This is a genomic window from Pseudoalteromonas carrageenovora IAM 12662, assembly GCF_900239935.1.
GTDB lineage: Bacteria > Pseudomonadota > Gammaproteobacteria > Enterobacterales > Alteromonadaceae > Pseudoalteromonas > Pseudoalteromonas carrageenovora.
The window spans coordinates 2,311,520-2,332,741 of record NZ_LT965928.1; the positions used below are offsets into that span (position 1 = coordinate 2,311,520).

Here is a 21,222-nt window from a genome sequence, read left to right on the forward strand (position 1 = left end):
GTATATTTAAACTGTTATTTTTTCTTATTGGCGGAGTGGACGGGACTCGAACCCGCGACCCCCGGCGTGACAGGCCGGTATTCTAACCAACTGAACTACCACTCCAGCATCTACTTACAAATTGTCGAAAATTGGCGGAGTGGACGGGACTCGAACCCGCGACCCCCGGCGTGACAGGCCGGTATTCTAACCAACTGAACTACCACTCCGCATTTTCGTTGCTGTCTGAGTCTCCCCTGACAGCGGCGTGAATAATACGAACCAGCCCCTATTTCGTCAAGGGCTTTTTTGTTTTTTTATAGGTTTTTTAGTCATCTGACATCGAAAGGTTTAAAATTTCACCTGATTTGTCATTTTTTGAACCATTTTTGCCAACTTGATTTTTTTCTGTGTTGGTAACTTCACCATCAGCTGCTTTCTTTTTATTTAAAAAAGGCAGCTTAACTTTAAATTTGATTGGTTTTTTCTGAACAAATATACGAATTGCTAACCAACCGAGTAATAAAATAAGAATATTACAGCCTATTATTAAGCTAATAATTGTTGAAGTGGCTATTTTTTCATCTGCAGGCTCACTTGCTTTCATTTGCTCAGGCGCAATTATTGTTGCCGGATCAATTTCAGGCACCGCAACTATAGGACGTTCTATTTCAAATTTATAGGTTGGTAGCGTCGCCATAAACTCACGCTCGTTTATATTTGTGCCAAAAACAGATAACTCAACACTGTATCGACCCCAATCATAATTTTTAACGTTAAGTTGGCGCGAGTCATTAGGAGCAGCATCTATGGTAAACATTTGCTCTTCGTTATTAGGGTAATAAATTTTACCCTGAATAATGACGGTTTCTGGCTTAACGACGCTTGGGTCTATCGTTATTGTCAGTTTATGCTCGTCAGTGTCTTGCTCTGCTAGGGTAACGTTTGTTGAAAAGGGAGGCTCGTGCACTTCTATCGTGTCTTGTACAATACGGCGCTGTAATAGAGGCGTTGCAACGTAAAGCTCTGGCGTCCATTCACCAGCAGGAAAGTCTAACGTAAACTCTCCGGTAAAAATGCCATCTTTAGCGCGTTCGTCAAATCCGCGCCCGTCATCTTTAAATTCGGCGACTTCTTGTACCCCTGAACCAAAATTAGCAAAGTTTTCGTTATTGGTACTTACAAAATCTACATTAAGGCTTACTACATCCCTAAATAGCTCAGCGTCTATTGGCTCACCGTCATTAAGAATTTTACCGGTAATTTTAATTGTCTCCCCTCTAAATAACATAGGAGGGAGTGGCTGCGCCTCTAAAGATACTTCACCAAGCACTACAATTCGGCTGTTTGGCAAAATACTGCCAATAACCTGCCATGGACCGGCCATAGGATTTTTTATTGTAACCAAATCGTAGGTTAACTCGTCAAACCAATCGAGGTCGGGGTTTCTTACGGCTTCAGTTGCAAAGTATTTACTGCCATCTGGCCTAACTAAAATAACAGCCGGTGCGCCTGGCTTTCTAAAAAACAGCAGGGTTATTTCTTCAATTTTACTATCTATACGAAAACGATTTTCTAATAAGGGGATTTCATTTTGATGCCCGTCACGTTTGAGCACTTCTACTTGCTTAACGCCATAAGCACTGCCAGCAAACAAACTGGCGGCGCATAACGAACTAACAAAATACATCGTTTTCATTGGTTAGCCTTATTCAGCGCGCCATAAACATTGGCCGCCTTCTTTATTGACAAGATCGAGTCGTGCTTCGTGTGCGCTTTGCTCAGCGTCGTTTGCACGTAAAACAACTAAAGGTGCCCTATTTGGGTTTAACCGTCTTATGCCGCCTTTTTGTTGCTCGCTGCCATCGTCTTTATTTTGATTTAAGTTTAGCTTTGTTTGCCCACCTGTCATGGCAAGGTAAACATCGGCTAAAATTTCAGAATCCAGTAAAGCGCCGTGCAATGTTCGTTTTGCGTTATCTATATCGTAGCGACGACACAAAGCATCAAGATTATTCTTTTGACCAGGATGCAAGTCACGCGCCATTTTAAGGGTGTCGAGAACTTGGCAGTAATCGTGGGTATTAGGGTAACCCTGATTAAGCAGCGCAAATTCATTATCCATATGGCCCACATCGAACGGTGCGTTATGAATAACCAGCTCTGCCCCTTTTATATAGTCAAAAAACTCTTGCGCTATGTCACGGTAAAGGGGTTTATCACGTAAAAATTCGTTGGTAATACCATGAACATCTATCGCTTCTTCTTCAATACTACGTTGTGGATTTATATAAACGTGAAAATTGTTGCCGGTTAAGCGCCTGTTTACTAACTCTACACAACCAATTTCTATAATGCGGTGACCCTGTTTAGGGTCGATGCCGGTGGTTTCTGTATCTAAAACTATTTGTCTACGTGCCATATCGAATTTAGCCTGACTCTGGTATCTTTCTATAATCACTTTATTGTACATAATATCAAGGTAAAACAGTGCAAAAAACCGTAGAGATTTATACCGATGGCTCATGTTTAGGTAATCCGGGCCCTGGTGGTTATGGTATTTTTATGATTTATAACGGTCACGAAAAAAAATTAAGCCAAGGTTATAAATTAACAACTAATAACCGCATGGAAATGCTCGCAGCGATTGTAGCCTTAGAATCACTTACGCGTGAATGCGAGGTAAATCTCACAACCGATAGCCAATATGTTAAGCAAGGCATTGAATCGTGGATAGCTAATTGGAAAAAGCGCGGTTGGTTAACCTCTGCGAAAAAACCGGTTAAAAACGTAGATTTATGGAAACGTCTAGATAAAGCCTGTAGCGAACATAATGTTACATGGAAGTGGGTTAAAGGGCATAGTGGCCATAAGTACAACGAAATAGTTGACGATTTAGCTCGCGATGCCGCAGGCAGTAAAGATTTACTTGAAGATGTAGGTTATCAGCCTTAATTGTTATTTTTTTCATCGCAGCGCTTAAAGTGCTGCTTTGAGGTTTGCCTAAGCCCTGCCCCTTTTACTGGCGCAAACTGCGGCCTTGCATGCCACTTAGGCTTTATAGGTGTAAGCGGGGCCACTCGCTTACGTGCCACCAGCATATACACACTCCCCATAGGTTTTAAATATTGTTTGGCAAAACTGCGCCAAAATTCAAAACGCGACAACCTGTTACCTCTTGCTAGCGATGAGTAAATAAATCGCTCATCACTCACTATTTCAAATCCTAATAAGTTAAGCCAATCTTTAACACGGGCAGGTGTAAAAAACCGCCCTGTCCATGGAAGTTTTTGACCACTAAACGGCAGCATTTGCGCAAGCCCACATAAGCTAAATGGGTTAAAACCGGTAATAACAATATAACCACCAGGTATTAGCGTGCGGTGTGCCTCGCGTAAAATATGGTGCGGATCTGAATGGTACTCTAAGCAGTGGCTTAAAATACACGCATCAACACTGTGCTCGTAAAAAGGTAATTCGTCGATATCGGCCACAACACCTGTATAGGGGCCGGGCTCTGCAACGCACACTTGATGCTTAATGGTGCTAACACTTGTATTAATTTCACCACTTAAATTACCTAGTTTTAGCATGTGATAACCAAACATACGCGGTAACCATTGATCCATTTTGCGTTCAATGTCAGATCGTAAATAGTCACCATGAGGGAACTGCTGCCATGACAGCGGTTTAGGTCCTTCTTGAAAACTAAGGGCTGGTTTCATTTTATGAGCTCGTTATACTATGTGTTAACTGTCACTTTATAGAGCAATGTAACATGGTGCAAGTCAAAGCAATTAAAGCCTTTTCTGATAATTATATTTGGTGTTTAACCACTCATAATAGTAACCAAGCATGGGTAGTAGACCCAGGTGACGCAAGGCCTGTAATTACGCATTTAGCTGAACATAACTTATCATTAGCTGGCATTTTAATAACCCATCATCATAGCGACCACACCGGAGGCGTAGCTGATCTAGTTAAGCAATTTGCAAATATCCCTGTTTACGGCCCCGCCAATAGTCCTTTTGATGGTATTACTCATACTCTAATTGATGGCGATAATATCGAAGTACTTAATGTGCCATTTAATATTGTAGCCACGCCTGGGCATACGCTTGATCATATTTGTTATACCCACGACGAACTCGCTTTTACTGGCGATACTTTATTTAGCGGTGGCTGTGGTAGATTATTTGAAGGGACAAGCGAGCAAATGTGGAATTCGTTCAATAAACTGCGTGAATTACCAAAAAGCTGTAAGGTGTATTGCACTCATGAATATACTCAGGCTAACTTAGCGTTTGCAAAAGCAGTAGAGCCTCGTAACCCTGAGCTACTCGAATATAGCAAAAAAGTAGATGAACTTCGTAGTACAGATGAAATAACGTTACCAAGCACTATTAACCAAGAGCTTAAAATAAACCCGTTTATGCGCAGTGACTTACCTACTATTACTGAATTATTACCAAAAGAATTCCTTTTGGTTACAAAAAACAATGAACCTTGGGAAAACTTTGCTAGTCTGAGAAAGTTCAAAGACAATTTTTAACGCATAATCTAATAGCTAGCTATATTTTATATTAAAATCATGCCTTTATCATTAGGGCATGATTTTCTCTTCGCGTTTAAAGTGGTCACTAAGTGGCAATGTTGACTCATAACGGGTAGTATTCGCCGAGTTTTTTACCCGATGTATTGGTATTTATGAATAAATCTCCTCTTTTAATTACCTTGGCGCTTGCGCTAAGTGGTTGTCAAACGGTTACAACCTTAGATTCTGACTCTCAAGTCGCTACTCAAACAAACCAAAAGCTTGAAGGCGCAAGCCCTAACGATATCAACAATGCATTGATGGTAAACGCACAATATCAACAAGTTAATAGTGAAGACGAAGAAGCTCCCGTTTTTGATGACGTGTGGGAACGTATTCGTTACCAGCTTTCTATTGACGTACCACAAAACCGCCCTGTTGTTACCGAGCGAAATTACTACGCTCGCCATCAAGCTTATTTAGATCGTATTTCTAAACGTGCAGAGCCTTACCTTCACTTTATTGTTGAAGAAGTAGAAAAACGCGAAATGCCAATAGAAATTGCATTACTCCCTATTGTAGAAAGTGCTTTTGACCCATTTGGTTACTCTAATAGAAGCGCTTCAGGTATTTGGCAGTTTATGCCAGCAACAGGTGAGCGTTTTGATTTAAAGCAAAACTGGTGGTATGACGGTCGTCGCGACATTGTTCAATCGACACGTGCTGCACTTGATTACTTATCATATTTGCATAAAACCCTTGAAGGTGATTGGTTAAACGCTATTGCGGCGTATAACTCAGGCGAAGGGCGTTTGATGCGCGCGATTAAAAAGAATCGTAAAAAACATTTACCAACCGATTTTTGGTCACTAGATTTACCAAGTGAAACCACAGCATACGTACCTAAGCTATTAGCACTTGCCGATTTATTAAAGCGTGCTGACGACTTTAACGTTAAGTGGCAACCGGTGATCAATGCACAAGTAGTCGAAGTGGTTGATGTAGGCTCACAGATTGATTTAGCGCTTGCTGCTGATATGGCTGATATGACGCTTACTGAGCTTTACAGGTTAAACCCTGGCTTTAACCGCTGGGCAACGGATCCTAACGGGCCGCACTTTTTATTATTACCTACCGATAAAGCAGAGCAGTTTAGCCAAAAACTTGCACTTACTGATGTAAAAGATCGCTTACGCTGGCAACAGTACACTGTCGCTCGTGGCGATAGCCTTTCTGTTATTGCTAAAAAGTTTACCACCAGTAGCAGTGCAATTCGCTCGCTTAACAAATTAAAATCAAACACTATTCGCGTAGGCCAAGAACTGTTAGTACCGCTTACCGATGGTGCAATTAATAGTGAACATTTACCTAAACAAATGCGTTTAGCAGCAAATAAAGCAACTCGCACTAAGTTATCGCACACGGTTAAAAGTGGCGATACACTTTGGGATATAAGCCGCGAGTATGATGTAACAATGGACGAACTTGCGTCGTGGAATAAACTGAAGAAAAACTCAGTACTGCGATTAAATCAAAAGCTAACTGTCTATAAATCAGCAAGTAAACCACAAGCAACCGCAAGTACTAATCGCACCATTACCTACAAAGTACGCCGTGGTGACTCGCTTGCGCGTATTGCTTCTAAGTTTAATTTAACGGTTAATGAGATTATTAAGTGGAATAACTTAGCCGGCCAAAAGTATTTACAACCGGGCCAAAAGTTAAAGCTTAAAGTAGACGTAAGAAGTAGCTAATTTATAGAGCTATAAAAGCAAAAAGGAGCGCATGCGCTCCTTTTTTAATACTTTAATTTAATAAATTAATCTGAACTCTAGGGCGTGTTGATCTTTGGTGGGCGAATTTGCAGCAGTATGTTTGGTTTTTAGGCAAGGCAGAGCCTATGTAGTGTGGTTGTTCCCCATAAATAGGCGATTACGCAGCATAAATACCAAACATGCACTGCCCTCTGGGTTCTTTCTAGGGGCGTTTAACTCTTTGTTGCTCGTTTTTTACTTAGCCCACTAGGTTACAAACCTCGCGCCGCGATTTAATCGCCCCTAGATTGAACAAATTTCAATCCACAAAGATCAACACGCCCTTGTTAAGACATTTACTAACATATTGAATCATAGTGATATTTAAACTTATCTTTCTTTAGCCAGAGATTTTCAGTGAAAACAAGGCTAATTCTCTCGTCAATAGCTGCTAGGGATAGGTCTATTATCCAGAGTTCTGGTTAAATTAAGCTGGTAGTTTTTCTAGCCATGCTTTTAACCAAGGCTCTGTAACGGGCCATGGCTCAAAATCTTCACAGGCATCTATTTCTAGGCGATTACCAACTGGCTTTGCTTGTAAGTCGCGTAATAGCTCATCAAAGCTGCGACCAGCACCACAAAAGGTGTCACCATAGCATCTATCACCCATAGCAATGACCCCAAAAGGTTTATCGGTAAGCATAGGAAACGTGCTATTCATAGCAAAGTACAGCCCCGCTAAATTGCTTGGTATATCGCCTTGGCCTGTGGTTGAAGTAACAATTAAAATATGTGATGCATTTTTAACATCATCAAGAGATGCCTCATTAATAACGCTTGCAGTATGGCCTGCTTGCTCAATAGTATTGGCCACTTCATCGCTCAAACGCTCTGCGCCGCCATTAACACTGCCTACAAAAATACTAATATGTGACATTAATAATCCTTTTCTTGATCTGGCCAACCTAGTTGCTGACATATTTTAAGCATGTCTTCACCTAGTGGCGCTTTTATTGTGATGGGTTTATGCGTGTAAGGGTGCACAAAACTAAGCTCTGTTGCAAATAACATTAGTCGTCTTAGCTCAAAATGCTCTCTAAAAAATTGATTGTGCTGGTTATCGCCGTGATTTACATCACCTATAATCGGTAACGATAAATGCTTTAAGTGTCTGCGAATTTGATGCTTACGCCCCGTTTTAGGAAAACACTCAACTAACGAGTAGCGCACTGTTGGGTATTTACCGATAGGAATAGGCAATGCAGCTTGGTGCAAACAATTAAACTGAGTTTGCGCCTCTTGTGGCGCTTTATCTTGATCTGCAAACTTGTCAGCTATTTTATCCAGCTCTTCTTTTAGCGGTTTGTCTAAAAAAACTGATTCAGGGGCAAACCCGCGCACTAGCGCTAAATATCGCTTAGCGATAGTACCTTCAATGAATAACTGATTCATATCGCGCGCGGCTTCAGAGCTTAAAGCAAATAGCAGCACACCCGACGTAGGTCTATCTAGCCTATGTACTGGAAACACATGTTGCCCTAACTGATCACGTAACATTTGCATGGCAAACTGAGTTTCGTGCTTATCTAAAAAAGAGCGGTGCACTAGTAAACCCGAGGGTTTATTTATGGCTACGTAGTTCTCATCTTGATACAAAATAGCCAATTCGCCATATTCAATAGGCTCTGGGCGCTCACTCATTGGGCTCTCCTAAAAAGGCATCAAGCTGAATTAGTAATTCAATAATCTCGTTACTACCATTTTTATTCACAAGGGTCATTTGTGCCATAGGCGCAATTGCAAAATTACGAGGCAATGGTTGCTGATGAGTCACTAAATGCTGAACTTTTTCTATAAATACAAATTGTAACCATTGTTCAAACGCCATCGTGTCGTGACAAAATGGAACACTGGAATTTAATGCCTCAGGGGCTACTGGCTGAGCTTGCCAAAGTTGATGCTTTTTTAAAAGAGCAGTGAGCTGATTTAAATAAGCTTGGGTTTGCTGGTACATAACCACCCTCTTTCATATATGTAATGCAATTATACCCTGTTCCCACACAGCCCGCTATGGCGTATAATTAGGGCAATTTAGCAGTAAAAACAGTTGAGAATACAATGAGCGAACACGTAGCCACATTAGGCCAACTTTTAGACGGTGCAGGTACTCAGTGGCGTGCTTTTGATATTGGCAGACATATAACTAAGCTTGATAAAAAACAGTTTTTAACCATTGAACAAGCTCAAACTCCGTACCCTTACCCTCTTGGGGGTCATGCATGGCTTGCTATTCAATTTTGGGATAGTAAAGCAAGCAAAGAACCATACGTGTGGTTTTTAAAGTTTCCACTTGATGAACAAAGCAAACTGGTAAGTGCAAGCCGCGATCATTTTGCTAATATGGTTATTGAGGCCTTAGGCACTGAAATTACAGGTGAACAGGCTGATGGTAAACTTGATAACAACCCTTATGTTTTTACACCTAATGCAAATAAATTAGCTGCGTTTAACGCGCAGCTTAAAGTTTTATTAAAACAACCGGCTTCTCAATATTACGAACACGCACAATTATACTTTAGCGGCAAAATTGGGTTTGATAACTGGCAAAGTGTTGCACTTCAAGGTATTGCAGATTTTGCACTACGCCTAGATAACGACGCAAATTTAAGCAACTTACAAAAAGCGTGGGCGCATTTACCGCTTGAAGTATTACAACCACTTAGCGCAATGCTTGAACATGTTGAAATCCCCACATCTTTGAGTGAACTTTTATTAGCATATGGTCAAGCTGCAATTGAAAATAACGATACCATAGCTTTAACCGCTGCACTGCGCTCATTGTCTAAAGGGCAAGCGCAAGGGCTAAGCACACAACTGGTTGATGCAGCATTAAGCTCATCACTTGGTAATGATTCGGACGTACTTTTAACCATTGCAGGGCGCTGTTTTGTGCAGTTAGAAGATCCAGAGCGGTTACACATATTTATGGATAATTGTGCACAACATCAAGAAATAGCGGAGCTGTTCCCTAGTGTGTTTGCCGATTTAGTTGCAATACCCACTATTCGCCCTCATTTATTAGGTTTATTACGAAAAGAAAATCGTAGCGAAACCCTCGCACGAGCAATTGGAAGGTTATTCTCTTAATGGCAAGCTTATGGACGTTCATACTTATTGGTAGTGTAATTTATTTATTTTGGCTTAACCGAAAAATTGCTGAAGCAGCGAACGTTCATGCAAAGCGCCAAAGCGATCAATTACAAGTACAGCTAATGAGTGTTGCATGCACTAAGCGCCGTTTTGGTTTTTTAAAAAACGGTAAGCCAGGTATTAAAAGTGAATTTATATTTGAATTTTCAAGCGATGGTGAGAATGCTTATCAAGGTGTGCTTATAATGGAAAATGAGTTTTTGAAAAGTGTGGTTGTTCCGCCGCATAAAATATGAAAGTATTTTAAGCGCTTTTTTAATGCTTAAAACTAAATTTAACACAAAAAACTAAGGCGTAACTAAAGTTACGCCCCAATTGGACTGCATCCTGCTAGATATCCTTTATCTATAAATCCGTATTATCATCCCCTGAACGAGCAAACAACCTTGTTTACCCTCCCATTGCATCCTGCAATATCCTTAACCTTCCTGGTCAACCTGCGTAATCTAACGCGTGGCTACATACCGTAGCATCATCCGTGGTAATCCTTTTAAGTAGCTCCTGCCACTTTAATGCATCCTGCATTTTCCTCTTGCCGCCTTGGCCATCCTACGTAAACTAACGTTCCTGCTACTTCCTGTAGCGTCATCCGTGAATATCCTAAAGTAGCTCCTAGCTACTAAGTGCCTCTTGCACTTCCTAATTCATCCTTGTATCCGTTTTAACTTGTCCTTTGTGCTTCCTGCTAGCGCCTGCTATGTTGCCTATTCCGTATCCTTGGCAGTAGCTTAATCGTTAAGCTATGTCGTCTTGACAAAGTAAAGTTTAAAGCAAAAGTGGCTTGGTAATAGCACTTAACAAAAAATAAATGAGTGTAATAAATATGCAAAAATAAAATAAGCTAGATATATTAACAACTTAAATAAAAAAAGGCCTGTTAGCACAGGCCTTTATCTATTAACACTCACGTTAATGTAAGATATGTCTCACAGTCTAATGTCCGTTTTGGCGTATTTACTCACACATGAATAGCTAAAAATTCAATTAATCTTACAAACTATTCAGCTAAACCCTTATTTAAACAGCAAATCACCTTCAATTTTATTAAATGTAAGTTGTTTTAGTGCTTTAAATCCCTCGGTTTTAAAAAACTCGGAGTGCTCTCTACGTGTAACAAAAACAGCCATGCCTGTTGCATTTAAATTTGATTTTACTAAGTCATTTAACCCTCTTAATAAATATCGACCGAGCCCTTGGCCATGAAAGTGTGGATCTACAGCTATAAATGCTAAAAAGTAATAATTACCCTGCTCTTTTAATGCATCTCTTATAGTTTTTTCTTTTTCTATTAATTGGTTAGTTTGCAAAAAACCGGCACTGAGCATAAGTTTTAAACGCCAATGCCAATAGCGCTGGGCTTGCAGTTGACTATTAGACTCAAATACACACGCCACAGCTTTTAACTTTTCATTACGGTATAAGCCTATCAAAGGCTGTTTTTCTTGCCAAAAAGTACTGAGCTCTTCTCTAATAAGAGAACGAAGTTTTTTCTCATAAGCGGATTTGTTATTTTCAATATAGTTAAGCAACGTTTGCAACATAGGATCGTCATGATAAGCCTGATAAATAAGACTCGCAGCAATGCTTATGTCTTCTGCGGCTAAATACTGCACGCTAAAGGTGTCTGTTTGTATGTCTACAGTCATCGTGTTTCCTCTTATTATTGATTTTAAATACGCCGAGCAATAAAACTCATTAAACTAAAGTTAACTATATACCTAAAGTAAAAAAAGCGTCAATTCAGCCAGAGTTTAGCTAGCCAAGCCTATAATTATGTTCTAACTTTGGATGAATTTAATATCGATTACATTAAATTTGCTAACTACTTAACTTAGTCAACCCCGACTCTAGCTGAGCATTATGCATATTTAATCAAATTGTTATCATTACATGGAGCTATATTATGGATACAACAAAGCACGACATAAACACCCTATTTGCACAGCTTGGTTTACCAAACTCTGAAAAACAAATAGATGAATTTATTGCCAACCATGAGCTCGAGGACACTACATTACTGCAAAACGCCCCATTTTGGGATGAAGCACAGCAACACTTTTTGGCTGAGTCACTTGAAGAAGATGGCGCGTGGAGTGAAGTAATTGATGAGCTAGATGTAAGAATTAGACAAAGTAACTAATCGTATTTGGCACATTAATTAATGTGCCCTCCCCTATTTATTGCTAACATAGCACCCGCGCAGCTTTACTAGCTGCGCATTTATTTATTAAAGAGTTATAACCCAATGAATTCAGTTGTATTTGATGCAATTAAAGTCCTTCTTGAAGAAGGCAAAACTCCCACTGTTGCGCTCACAAAAGGCCGCTTAGCTCAATCAGTGCCAATGCCAATGATAATTGCTGCAGTAAGCCAATATAAAAATAACCCTGAATCTATTCATAACTTAATGAAAAACCCACAGCAAACCAGCGATAACGAACCTAAAACTAGTCAACTAGATAGAATTGAGCAAAAGCTTGATAGGTTACTCGCTATGCTAGAGCAAAAATAATTTGAGACTATAAATGTTCGTTGTTGATTTAACATTTGATTGCTACCAAGACACCACCCTAGAACAAGCCGAACAAGCAATAAACCGCTTAGTAAATGCCCTGCGTTTTAATGGCCAAATAATGGGGGAAGAATTTCCAACCGTGTTAAAAGACGGTTACTTCATCACCCGTGTTATGTGCCCTACTGAGGATGCTATGCATCCTCTAAATAACAGTCCGTTTGTAAAGCACAGTATTGAGCTACTTAATAGTGCAGGTTTGCTTGCCCCAAAAGTTAAAATTATCGGCCAGGATATTCATTCAAATGGGGCTGATTGCTGTAAAGAACCATCAAGCTATATTTTGTACACAACTTACGTGCATACCTGTAGCCCGCTTTATTGTGGTGATGACTTTTTACCCGTGCCGCTATTTAATATACCCGCTATAGCCAATGGCGATTATAAAACGCTAATTAAGTGGCAAGAAGATTGGCAAGCATGCGATCAAATACAAATTAATGGTGCAACACGCTGTGAGTTTCCTGCTCTTGAGGAAATATCGAGTACACAAAGTGATTTATACCGCCGCGGAAAAGACATAACTAAACGCATAAGTTTTTTAACTAAAAAGCCAGTTTACTATTATTTATACCGTGTTGGCGGCGTTGATAAAGCCTCTGAACTTGAACGTAAATGCCCAAGCTGTAATAGTGATTGGAAACTAGATGAGCCTTGGTTTGGGCTATTTGATTTTAGATGTGAGCCGTGCGGTTTAGTGTCTAATGTGTCGTGGGATTTTCAGTAGCCACTACTAATGCGTTTTTAAAGTCAGCTTAGTGATTACGCTAAGCTGATTTATTAATTATAATTTAAATCTCAAGCGCTTTTAAAAACGACTCTATATTTGGTGCAAGTACATGATGTGTTTTTTTGCCAACATGCTCTAAACAAACTTCCCCAGTATGAATTAAAACACTTACCAATAAATCGTCTTGATCTGTTAAGCCAATAAACACTGTTTCGGGTTGTTTTAGCTTTCGCTTCATTAACACGTGACCAGTTATGTTTTGTTGTAGCATGTCGAAATCATCAGTATTCCAAGCTTGTAATAGCTCGACTTGATGGCCGTCAATACTTGCCAAAATACTTCCACCGTACATATGACCATAAAGCTCACTAAGCGCTTTTGGAAATTCAAGCTCCAATGCCTTAGCTAAATCGTTTAATGAGCCTGCTGGCTGCTGGCGTACGCCTTGCCATTGAATATTGCCTTGCTCATCAACCTCACCAAGCTCACACGGGCTTGGCCATTGCTCATCATGCACTATAAGTGGATACTTAGCGGTGTTTTTAAGGGTATTTTCGATAAATTTATGGTGAAGGTGTTCTAAAAGCAATACTACAGACATACTGTGAAACTCAATTAAATTAGATATAATGTTCCCATTGTAACTATTTAAGAGCAAACATGACAGATTACAGCAATTCTCCAGACCTTAAAGGCAGTGTATTAGGGCAATCTACTGAGTATGTAGACGACTATACGCCAAGCTTGCTTTTCCCTATTGCGCGCAAGCTAAATCGTGATGCTTTAAATATTGATGAAGCCGAGCTGCCATTTAAAGGCCAAGACATTTGGACAGGTTACGAACTTTCGTGGTTAAATGCTAAAGGTAAACCGCAAGTTGCAGTGGCTTTATTTACCTTTGAATGTCAAAGCAGCCATATTATTGAGTCTAAATCATTCAAGCTTTATCTAAATAGCTTTAATCAAACTCGCTTTGAAAGTAATAAAGTGGTTAAGCAGCATTTAATTGACGATTTATCGAATGCTGTTAATAGCCCTGTAAAAGTAACGCTATACAGCCCTGATGATTACAATTGCCTGCCTTGCACTGCGCTTCCTGGTGAGTGTATTGATGATTTAGACATCGAGATAGATAATTACGACATTGACGCTTACTCTCTAAAAGCACAAAGTGACACTGTAGTCACAGAAACACTTCATAGCCACTTACTTAAATCAAATTGTTTAATAACCTCTCAGCCTGATTGGGCGAGCATTATTATTAGATACACAGGCGAGAAAATATGTCGCGAATCGCTGCTGCGTTATTTAATATCGTTCAGAACGCATAATGAGTTTCATGAGCAATGTGTAGAGCGCATTTATAGCGACTTAACCACGCAACTAAACATTAAAGAGCTTGAAGTGTATGCACGTTACACTCGCAGAGGTGGACTAGATATTAACCCGTACCGTTCAACGCACTATAATGATACACCGTTTGCCGTTAAGATTAATCGTCAGTAAATCTTGAATTTATATTAAAAAAGGAGCTTAGGCTCCTTTTTTAATATTGGTTTTTAGCTAATCGATACGCTTAGTCGGTATAGGCATCGCGCATACATCCACATAATTGTAAGACTGCACAAACCATGGTTCAGTTCGGTTTTTACGAGCATCAATGAGTTGCTTGAACGATACAGAATCTGTTTTCATTACTTTAAATACACTTTTATCGTTTTTAACATCAGCCAATACTTGCAAATTTGTTATGGGGTTAAATGCAACACCATCGGTTGGTGTGCGCTGCAAGCGGTTAAAATGCTCCATACCTTCAAGTACTCGGCCAAACACTGTAATGTTTTTATCGAGGTAGCGCGGCCCTTGTCCTATGGTTACAAAAAACTCCGTACTCGCGCTATTTATATCGTTATCACGCGCCATGGCAAATACACCATTACAATGAACTTGCCAGGTTTGTGTATGTGTTTGATTTTGCGCTACTGCAAAACCATTTAAAAAACCCGTAACAGGCGCGTAACCATCGCCTTTTAACTCAGTAATTTTAAATGGCTGAGTCGTTTCTAAATAAAACTCTGCAGGTACCGTTTTATTCGCTGTTTGTATTTTTTTATTCCCTGAACTGTCGCCGCCTTGTGCTACAAAACCTTCAACAAAACGATAAACACTGGTGTCTTTATAAAAACCCTCTCGTGCTAGCTCTTTTATATGTGCGGTATGTTTAGGTGCAAGCTCAGGGTTGAGCTTAATATAAGCTGAGCCCGTGGGCAGCGTTATTTTTAAAATATTTTGTGTACTTACCGTTTGCCATTCATGTGCCTTAGCATTTTTTATTACATCACTTGCACTAACGGCTATTGCTGTGGTTTGGGAGTGCTGAGCACATCCAGTTAATGCTGTCATTAACACAGCTAAATATAACGCTTTCATATAATCCTTATAATACAAAGTGTAGGCTTAATCCCAGTCAAACTTATATAGCACATCTACATTTTGGTATAATCCACTGGTTATTTCTATATATAATTGCGAGAGTAATTGATACCGTACAGCCACTTCGCTTAATGAATCAAATACACCTACGCTATACTTAACTTGCAAGCTTGGAGCTACATAGCCTGATATTTCTACTTTTGTGCTATCACCGCTACCTGACGAACTTAAGCTAACATCGGAAAGACCAAACGTTTCACCTACTTTTGATACCACGCCTTCACTTCGGCTAACCCCTTGAGAAAGCAGTAATTGGGTGAGCATTGCATCACTAGAGGAACTCTCCCCGTCACCTAAAGGTTGACCATTTAGTAAATACGCTAATGCTTGCGCTTGATCCATTGCAGGCTCAGAAAACACTTTAAGCGTTGGTTGTTCAACATTGCCTGTTAGTGTCACCCCAGCAATTACGTCATTTGCGGTGTTATCAGGGTTACGAATTGCTTTAATATTTAAGTACGGTTGCTCAATTGAGCCACTAAAACCGACTTGTCCAGTACTTATTATTAAATCTTGGCCAAACGCTAAATAAGTTCCGTCAATCAAATTAAGCTCGCCGGTGGCAATAATCGGCGCACCTTGGCTCATTTTAATCGCTAAATCCCCTGCCACTTTAGACTCTAATCCGAACGACTCTACCTTTACGTCATTTTTAACAATCACTTTTAAGTCTATGTCGTAATCAAACGGTACTTTTTCAGTTGCTTCTGTTTGTTGATCAACAATAATTTCGTCGTCACTTACTTGCACAGCCCCTTCGGGGAGCTCTTCAATCATTATACGGCCATAAGGTACAACCACTTCACCTGCTAATTTAAGCGCATTATTGGCTAAACCTATTTTTAAATCTGGCGATATTTTAAATGTAACGCCTTGTTGTGCGCGTACAAAAAACTGCTCGCCCGCTACATTTACATTTACTTTAGGTTGCTCACCTTGCCAATCAACATCACCTGTTAGCTTTATTTTGCCACCTTGATTATCGTTTAAATTGCCCTCTATTGCGGCAGTCGTTTTATCAAACAATATATTTATATTAGATTTTTGTAGCGCAATAGGAAGCTGTTCACCCTCAAGGTTTATATCGTTTACGTTAAGCTCACCATTTAATAGTGGGTCTTTTAACGTACCCGCAAGTGCTACCTTACCGCTAATATCACCTTTTAATTGCTCGAGTGCTTCAAGAAATGGTTGTAAGTCTGAAAGTAATATTTTATCAATATTAATAGTGCCATTAAGCGCCTGCGTATTTTGTATGTCATCAATATTAATTTGTGTATTAATTTTGCCTAATACGCTTGATTCTAAATTAGCTTCGAGCTGACCTTTTTGAGAGTCTGAAAAAGCACTAATACTGAGTGTTTCTACGGGTAATTTAAAGCGGTCTTCTTCTGAAGTTAATACAGCCGTTAAATCTGTAGAGTTTATATTGCCACGTAGTGTTTTAAGTGCGCCTGCATGCCAATTAAGGGCAACGTCACCCGTTATATCACCGCGTGTGCGAATGTTATCTGACAAAAAGTGTTTAAGCTCTTCAAGGGCTAAATTATTTAACTTAGCATTTAACTGACCTAGCTCTTTAGTTTGGGCAAGCGTGTCTATACAAAGCTCGCTTTGCTGAGAAGCCCAACAGTGCGCACTCACATCAAAATTACCGTTTTGCGAGTTAAACATAACAGCAATATTTTTAGTGTTGCTAAAGCTGAGCTTTTTGTCACTGAGCGTTACATTACTAAGCTCACCGTTCCAGGTAGTGTTATTAATTTTGCCATTTACTTCAAGCTCAACACTGCCCTGTTCGGCATCTACTGATGCTGTAAGTTGGTGATCTGTTTTATCGCCGCTAATATCAATTTTAACACTATTAATTTGCTCATCAGCCACAAGCGCAGAACCTACACTTAACGATACGTCAGTTTGCCAATCAGCTGCTGTATCTAACTGCCCTTTTACCGTAAGTTTATTTATATTGATTTCATTAAAAATGAAGCTATCAAGTATTAACGCTAAATCGACAGAAGGTGTTAACCTCTCGCCTCTTACTTTTAAATCGGCGTTGCCGTCGGCAATAAATGGCATGTTTGCCTCTTCATTACTTTGAAGTGTTATTTTACCGTCAACTTTCCAGGTATCATCAACTTGCCCACTGAGTACTAATTTATTAGTGCCGCTACTTAAATAAAGGCTATCGATATTTGCTTTTAATGCATCATCTAGCTGAAAGTTTGACGCAAACTCAAGGGGTACCTCGTTTAGTAATCCGCTTAACTTAGTATCATCCATTATTAGTTGCCACGAGCCTTCTGCAGCATTAAATGAACCTTTAAATTGCCCTGAAATATCGCTGGTTGCAGCATCTGTAAAATACTGCGCTTTTAGGTTTGAAAGCGAGCCGTTAAAACTCGCTTTAATACCCTTTTGCCAATCAACATTAGCTTTTATAATCGCGCTACTTTCGTTAGCTTTTATACTTAATGTTTTAAGCGAAGCTTGAGTTAAACCGCCTGTTAGCTGAGTATTAAAATTAACAGCCGGATAAGCACCTAATTGGCTGTTTGCCTGCAAATTGAGTTGGTAGTCATCGGCATTACCATTTGCGTTAAGGCTTACATTTTCAACTTTAAGTTCGTTACTTTGTGCATCAATAAGCCATTGGTTAATTTTTCCGCTTAGTTCAAATGGGTAATTTTTTTGCTTTAAATTAGCGTTCGCAGTTAACGTGAGCGGATATTGCCCACTCGTTTGTAAATTTAAATTTAAGTCAGCTAAATCACCATTTAACTGTAAATTTGCTTGATGTAAATCACTTTGCAAAGTTACTTGGCCTTTTACAGGCAAGTTACCTGCAAGCTCTGCATCTAATTGGGTATTAAGCTGCCACTGATCATATGTCGCTGAAAGCGACTGCAAATTAATAACTGCGTTTTCTACACTTAATAGCAGCGAGATGTTTTCGATATTATACTGCGCCTCGCCCTGTTCAATTGTTACTTTTGCAATATCAAAAGCTTCAATGGCTAAATCAATGGGTGATGTAAATTCAATATCAGGAAGTGCTGGTAATTGTGTAAGTGCGACTTTATTGCTTTGAGCTGTTTGTGCCTTGATAGGTTGTTCTTGCTCTTTTAAAGCAACAAGTATACTAGGGATATTTAAGCTTTTTACTGTGAGCTTTGAACCTTCAGCTTTAGCTGATAGTTTAAAATTATTAACACTCACATCTGCACTAGGATGGTTTAATGTAAAATCATTAACCGCTATATTTTTTATTGAAACATTAAAGGGTAAGGTAATTTTTTCTAGGGGCTCAGAGGGTGTTTCCTCTTGTGCCTCAACTGTTTTTGGCAAGGTTAATTTTATAGATTTAGCGCTTAAATTATCAATACAGATACCATCACACTGCCACCAAAATAAATCTATTTTTAATTGCTGAGCATTAAAATCTAAACCGTTATTCTTAAAACGAACATTAAAAGCATCGTTGTAAATAAAGCGACCATCTTTAATTTCAATATGTAACCCATCGACTGCTTTATTTGCACTGTAGGCAATAAACTGATTACCCGGGGCGGTAAATAATAAACAAAAAACGATAATAAGCAGCGTGATTAATATAGCACTAACGGCGGCTGTTATTTTTTTAAATACTGACATTAAATTTCTGGCCCTATAGTAATACTCAAGCGTGTACTTTTACTTTCTTTTGTTAATCCCCAAGCATGGTCTATACGCACAGGGCCAACAGGTGTTAAATAACGAAAACCAAAACCAGCACCTACCTCAAAATCATCTGAAAAGTCATTTGTAGCCGTACCGCCATCAACAAATAAAGCCGCGCGCCAATTTTGAGCAAATTGGTAGTTGTACTCTATTGTACTGGTTAGTAAGTATTTACCACCTATGAGGTCGCCATCATCATTTTCTGGCGAAATTGATTGGTATGCAAAGCCACGAACGCTTTGGTCACCACCGGCGTAAAAGCGAAGTGAGTAAGGTACGTTTTCAAGATCATCAACGAGCATTGCACCTACATTTGCTTTTAAAAACACCAAATGCTTATCTAAATAGGTACGTAGCCACGCATGTTGCATTTGTACTCTTACTAAATTAGTACTTGAGAGAACATCATCTAGGCCAAATTCAGCCGAAATTAGCCACTGCTCTCCCCAATAAGGAGTCGTCCCGCCTTTTGATTTTTTGCGAGCGTAACTAATACCAGGCATTAGCATTTCAGTACTTTCTTCAGGCTCATCACCAATGCGATATGTTTCTTGGTCTCTGCGTAAAAAAGCTGTACGCACCCACTTATTTTCGGTCAGCCATTGGCGCTGTAATTGGCCCGTTAGTATTTCGCTGTAGGTATCATTTGTGAGTTCATCTTCTAATTTGTAACCTACAGAGAACCGCCACAAGTCATCATTAGGATCGTCAACAGGAATGGTGTAAGCCATTGAAATATCTTGTTGCTTTTGCGCTACATTTAAGTTCGTCTCTAGGTAATGGCCATCTTCAGTGATCCAGGGCTTGCTCCATTTAAAACGTATTTTTGGACCTAAATCAGTGCTGTACCCCCCCCCAACTTCATAGCTATTTGCGGGTTTGGGCAGGACATCAACTTTGATAGGTACCTGGCTATTTTTTCGCGCGGCAATATCGGCATAAACACGAACACTTGCAAAATAAGGAGTACTTGATAAATCAAGGTTATAGTCGGCTATATATGTTGATTTATACGGCTGCCCTTGAGTAAATGGCGCTAAAGAACGTATGTATTTTTCAGCTGGGGTATTACTCGCAATTTCAATATTACCAAACTGATAGCGTACTCCGGTATTAATCACAAACGTAATAACGGCACTATTTTTTTGCACCGACACTTCTAACTTTCTTGCAGGCCATTTAGCGTCAAAGTAGCCAAGCTCTAAAAGCATTGACTCTATTTTTTTATGTGCAGAGTCGTACCTACCGTGGTTTAAAACATCACCCTGCTTTAAGCTAGTATTTTTTATTAGTGCTTGCAGCTGTGTATCGTTTTTACCTTCACCGTTTAAGGTAATACTAATTGCCTCTATTCGAGTTGCAGGCCCACGCTCAACTTTAACAATTAACTCGCTATCGTCTTTATCGTATTCAACTTCAACGGTTGGGCTGTAATACCCAAGCGCTTTAATACTGTTTTGTACTTGTTTTTGTGCATAACGACGCAGAGTGCGAGTTGGCTTTTCTCCAATTAATTGCTTAAGGTAAAGCGCAACATTATTTTCTAAATCGCCACTAATTCCTTTAATTTCGTAATCTTCAATGACTTTTTCTGCTGCATAGCTGTTTGCCGAGATTAAGGCTCCCACAATACACATGCAACGTAAAAACTTAATAAACAAGTAAATATCCTTACTTTAAATATCTTATACATAACGACCAATTAAGCGCATATTAGCATAGCCATAATGAGCAACACATTAACTTAATGACAATCTAGCGCGTTAATTTAACTGTGAATAAGCATCAGCTTAATTAAAATTTGTACGCGTTAAGACAATATTTTGGTTACAATAGTGCCTACGAATACAAAATTAATTTTAAATGAGTTTTTAATGCAATTCCCTGATGATGATAACGGCCTACTTTTAGCCGAAATAGCCGCTGCTGGCGTTGATTTAAGCAAAATGCACCAAATCGATTTTTTCATTTTATTTGAGCAGCAAACAGATGCAGAAAAGTTTGCCAAAGAAATAATCTCTGATGCATTAGTTCAAAACGCTGATGTTGAAAAATGCAAAGATACTGGCGTATGGGAAGTAATTACTCATGTCCAAATGGTGCCAGAGCACACATTGCTAGGACAAGCTGAGCAATACCTAGAAAGCATTGCTAACAGCTATAACGGTTACGGTGATGGTTGGGGATTAATGGACGAAGACGCCGCCTAATGTTTTATAATCAGTTAAGT

The 21,222-nt window shown here is 39.5% G+C and carries 21 protein-coding genes and 2 tRNA genes; 10 read left to right on the forward strand and 13 right to left on the reverse strand.

Annotation, left to right across the window (positions count from 1 at the left end; all coding sequences use genetic code 11):
* Positions 1 to 28: 28 nt before the first annotated feature.
* The 4 genes from ALFOR1_RS10450 to dnaQ all read right to left on the reverse strand — a co-directional run bounded on the left by ALFOR1_RS10450 (position 29) and on the right by dnaQ (position 2,401).
* A tRNA-Asp gene (locus ALFOR1_RS10450) sits at positions 29 to 105 on the reverse strand.
* A gap of 27 nt (positions 106 to 132) precedes the next feature.
* Positions 133 to 209, reverse strand: a tRNA-Asp gene (locus ALFOR1_RS10455).
* A gap of 98 nt (positions 210 to 307) precedes the next feature.
* A complete protein-coding gene (locus ALFOR1_RS10460) occupies positions 308 to 1,678 on the reverse strand; it encodes a TIGR03503 family protein (RefSeq protein ID WP_104642922.1) in 1,371 nt (456 codons plus the stop codon).
* A gap of 9 nt (positions 1,679 to 1,687) precedes the next feature.
* The gene (gene dnaQ, locus ALFOR1_RS10465) at positions 1,688 to 2,401 is read right to left on the reverse strand and encodes a DNA polymerase III subunit epsilon (protein ID WP_058548304.1); all 714 of its coding nucleotides are present in this window, start codon (positions 2,399 to 2,401) and stop codon (positions 1,688 to 1,690) included.
* A gap of 68 nt (positions 2,402 to 2,469) precedes the next feature.
* Between dnaQ and rnhA the strand changes: the two genes are divergently transcribed.
* The gene (gene rnhA / locus ALFOR1_RS10470) at positions 2,470 to 2,934 is read left to right on the forward strand and encodes a ribonuclease HI (RefSeq protein ID WP_058548305.1); all 465 of its coding nucleotides are present in this window, start codon (positions 2,470 to 2,472) and stop codon (positions 2,932 to 2,934) included.
* Here the strand turns inward: rnhA and ALFOR1_RS10475 are convergent.
* Positions 2,931 to 3,704: a class I SAM-dependent methyltransferase gene (locus ALFOR1_RS10475; RefSeq protein WP_058548306.1), complete on the reverse strand. Its 774-nt coding sequence runs from the start codon at positions 3,702 to 3,704 to the stop codon at positions 2,931 to 2,933. The genes rnhA and ALFOR1_RS10475 overlap by 4 nt on opposite strands.
* A gap of 53 nt (positions 3,705 to 3,757) precedes the next feature.
* Here ALFOR1_RS10475 and gloB point away from each other — a divergent pair, with 53 nt between their 5' ends.
* The gene (gloB, locus tag ALFOR1_RS10480; RefSeq protein ID WP_104642923.1) at positions 3,758 to 4,531 is read left to right on the forward strand and encodes a hydroxyacylglutathione hydrolase; all 774 of its coding nucleotides are present in this window, start codon (positions 3,758 to 3,760) and stop codon (positions 4,529 to 4,531) included.
* Positions 4,532 to 4,686: 155 nt separating this feature from the next.
* A complete protein-coding gene (locus ALFOR1_RS10485; protein WP_058548308.1) occupies positions 4,687 to 6,267 on the forward strand; it encodes a LysM peptidoglycan-binding domain-containing protein in 1,581 nt (526 codons plus the stop codon).
* Positions 6,268 to 6,754: 487 nt separating this feature from the next.
* Here the strand turns inward: ALFOR1_RS10485 and ALFOR1_RS10490 are convergent, their stop codons facing one another.
* Genes ALFOR1_RS10490 through ALFOR1_RS10500 form a run of 3 tightly spaced genes read right to left on the reverse strand, consistent with a single transcriptional unit; the run spans position 6,755 to position 8,281 of the window.
* Complete coding sequence (locus tag ALFOR1_RS10490; protein WP_104642924.1) at positions 6,755 to 7,204, reverse strand: flavodoxin; 450 nt, start codon at positions 7,202 to 7,204, stop codon at positions 6,755 to 6,757.
* Complete coding sequence (gene truC, locus ALFOR1_RS10495; RefSeq protein ID WP_058548310.1) at positions 7,204 to 7,968, reverse strand: tRNA pseudouridine(65) synthase TruC; 765 nt, start codon at positions 7,966 to 7,968, stop codon at positions 7,204 to 7,206. Before truC ends, ALFOR1_RS10490 begins: the two co-directional genes overlap by 1 nt.
* Positions 7,961 to 8,281: a YqcC family protein gene (locus ALFOR1_RS10500; protein ID WP_104642925.1), complete on the reverse strand. Its 321-nt coding sequence runs from the start codon at positions 8,279 to 8,281 to the stop codon at positions 7,961 to 7,963. The genes truC and ALFOR1_RS10500 overlap by 8 nt, the downstream gene beginning before the upstream one ends.
* A 104-nt stretch (positions 8,282 to 8,385) precedes the next feature.
* Here ALFOR1_RS10500 and ALFOR1_RS10505 point away from each other — a divergent pair, with 104 nt between their 5' ends.
* Both ALFOR1_RS10505 and ALFOR1_RS10510 read left to right on the forward strand, forming a co-directional pair.
* Positions 8,386 to 9,414, forward strand: coding sequence for a DUF3549 family protein (locus ALFOR1_RS10505; protein ID WP_104642926.1), 1,029 nt, complete (start codon positions 8,386 to 8,388; stop codon positions 9,412 to 9,414).
* The gene (locus ALFOR1_RS10510; protein WP_104642927.1) at positions 9,414 to 9,713 is read left to right on the forward strand and encodes a DUF3301 domain-containing protein; all 300 of its coding nucleotides are present in this window, start codon (positions 9,414 to 9,416) and stop codon (positions 9,711 to 9,713) included. Before ALFOR1_RS10505 ends, ALFOR1_RS10510 begins: the two co-directional genes overlap by 1 nt.
* Positions 9,714 to 10,490: 777 nt before the next feature.
* Here ALFOR1_RS10510 and ALFOR1_RS10515 read toward each other — a convergent pair.
* Positions 10,491 to 11,123 (reverse strand): GNAT family N-acetyltransferase, encoded by a 633-nt coding sequence (locus tag ALFOR1_RS10515; RefSeq protein WP_104642928.1) that lies wholly within the window; start codon positions 11,121 to 11,123, stop codon positions 10,491 to 10,493.
* A 257-nt stretch (positions 11,124 to 11,380) separates the two neighbouring features.
* On the opposite strand from ALFOR1_RS10515, the gene ALFOR1_RS10520 reads away from it, so the two are divergent.
* The 3 genes from ALFOR1_RS10520 to ALFOR1_RS10530 all read left to right on the forward strand — a co-directional run bounded on the left by ALFOR1_RS10520 (position 11,381) and on the right by ALFOR1_RS10530 (position 12,776).
* Positions 11,381 to 11,617 (forward strand): DUF2789 domain-containing protein, encoded by a 237-nt coding sequence (locus ALFOR1_RS10520; RefSeq protein WP_058548315.1) that lies wholly within the window; start codon positions 11,381 to 11,383, stop codon positions 11,615 to 11,617.
* A gap of 105 nt (positions 11,618 to 11,722) precedes the next feature.
* Complete coding sequence (locus ALFOR1_RS10525) at positions 11,723 to 11,989, forward strand: hypothetical protein (protein ID WP_058548316.1); 267 nt, start codon at positions 11,723 to 11,725, stop codon at positions 11,987 to 11,989.
* A gap of 13 nt (positions 11,990 to 12,002) precedes the next feature.
* Complete coding sequence (locus ALFOR1_RS10530; protein WP_104642929.1) at positions 12,003 to 12,776, forward strand: Zn-ribbon-containing protein; 774 nt, start codon at positions 12,003 to 12,005, stop codon at positions 12,774 to 12,776.
* Between the two features lie 64 nt (positions 12,777 to 12,840).
* Here ALFOR1_RS10530 and syd read toward each other — a convergent pair whose 3' ends face one another.
* Entirely contained in the window at positions 12,841 to 13,380 is a 540-nt protein-coding gene (syd, locus tag ALFOR1_RS10535) for a SecY-interacting protein (protein ID WP_104642930.1), read from the reverse strand.
* Between the two features lie 59 nt (positions 13,381 to 13,439).
* Here syd and queF point away from each other — a divergent pair, with 59 nt between their 5' ends.
* Positions 13,440 to 14,285, forward strand: a complete 846-nt coding sequence (queF, locus tag ALFOR1_RS10540) for an NADPH-dependent 7-cyano-7-deazaguanine reductase QueF (protein WP_058548319.1) — start codon at positions 13,440 to 13,442, stop codon at positions 14,283 to 14,285.
* A gap of 57 nt (positions 14,286 to 14,342) precedes the next feature.
* Here queF and ALFOR1_RS10545 read toward each other — a convergent pair whose 3' ends face one another.
* Genes ALFOR1_RS10545 through ALFOR1_RS10555 form a run of 3 tightly spaced genes read right to left on the reverse strand, consistent with a single transcriptional unit; the run spans position 14,343 to position 20,653 of the window.
* Positions 14,343 to 15,209: a peptidylprolyl isomerase gene (locus ALFOR1_RS10545; protein WP_104642931.1), complete on the reverse strand. Its 867-nt coding sequence runs from the start codon at positions 15,207 to 15,209 to the stop codon at positions 14,343 to 14,345.
* Between the two features lie 27 nt (positions 15,210 to 15,236).
* Positions 15,237 to 18,926: an autotransporter assembly complex protein TamB gene (gene tamB / locus ALFOR1_RS10550; RefSeq protein ID WP_104642932.1), complete on the reverse strand. Its 3,690-nt coding sequence runs from the start codon at positions 18,924 to 18,926 to the stop codon at positions 15,237 to 15,239.
* Entirely contained in the window at positions 18,926 to 20,653 is a 1,728-nt protein-coding gene (locus tag ALFOR1_RS10555; RefSeq protein ID WP_104642933.1) for an autotransporter assembly complex protein TamA, read from the reverse strand. The genes tamB and ALFOR1_RS10555 overlap by 1 nt, the downstream gene beginning before the upstream one ends.
* Before the next feature lie 213 nt (positions 20,654 to 20,866).
* Here ALFOR1_RS10555 and ALFOR1_RS10560 point away from each other — a divergent pair, with 213 nt between their 5' ends.
* Complete coding sequence (locus ALFOR1_RS10560) at positions 20,867 to 21,202, forward strand: ribonuclease E inhibitor RraB (RefSeq protein ID WP_104643659.1); 336 nt, start codon at positions 20,867 to 20,869, stop codon at positions 21,200 to 21,202.
* Positions 21,203 to 21,222 lie beyond the last annotated feature (20 nt).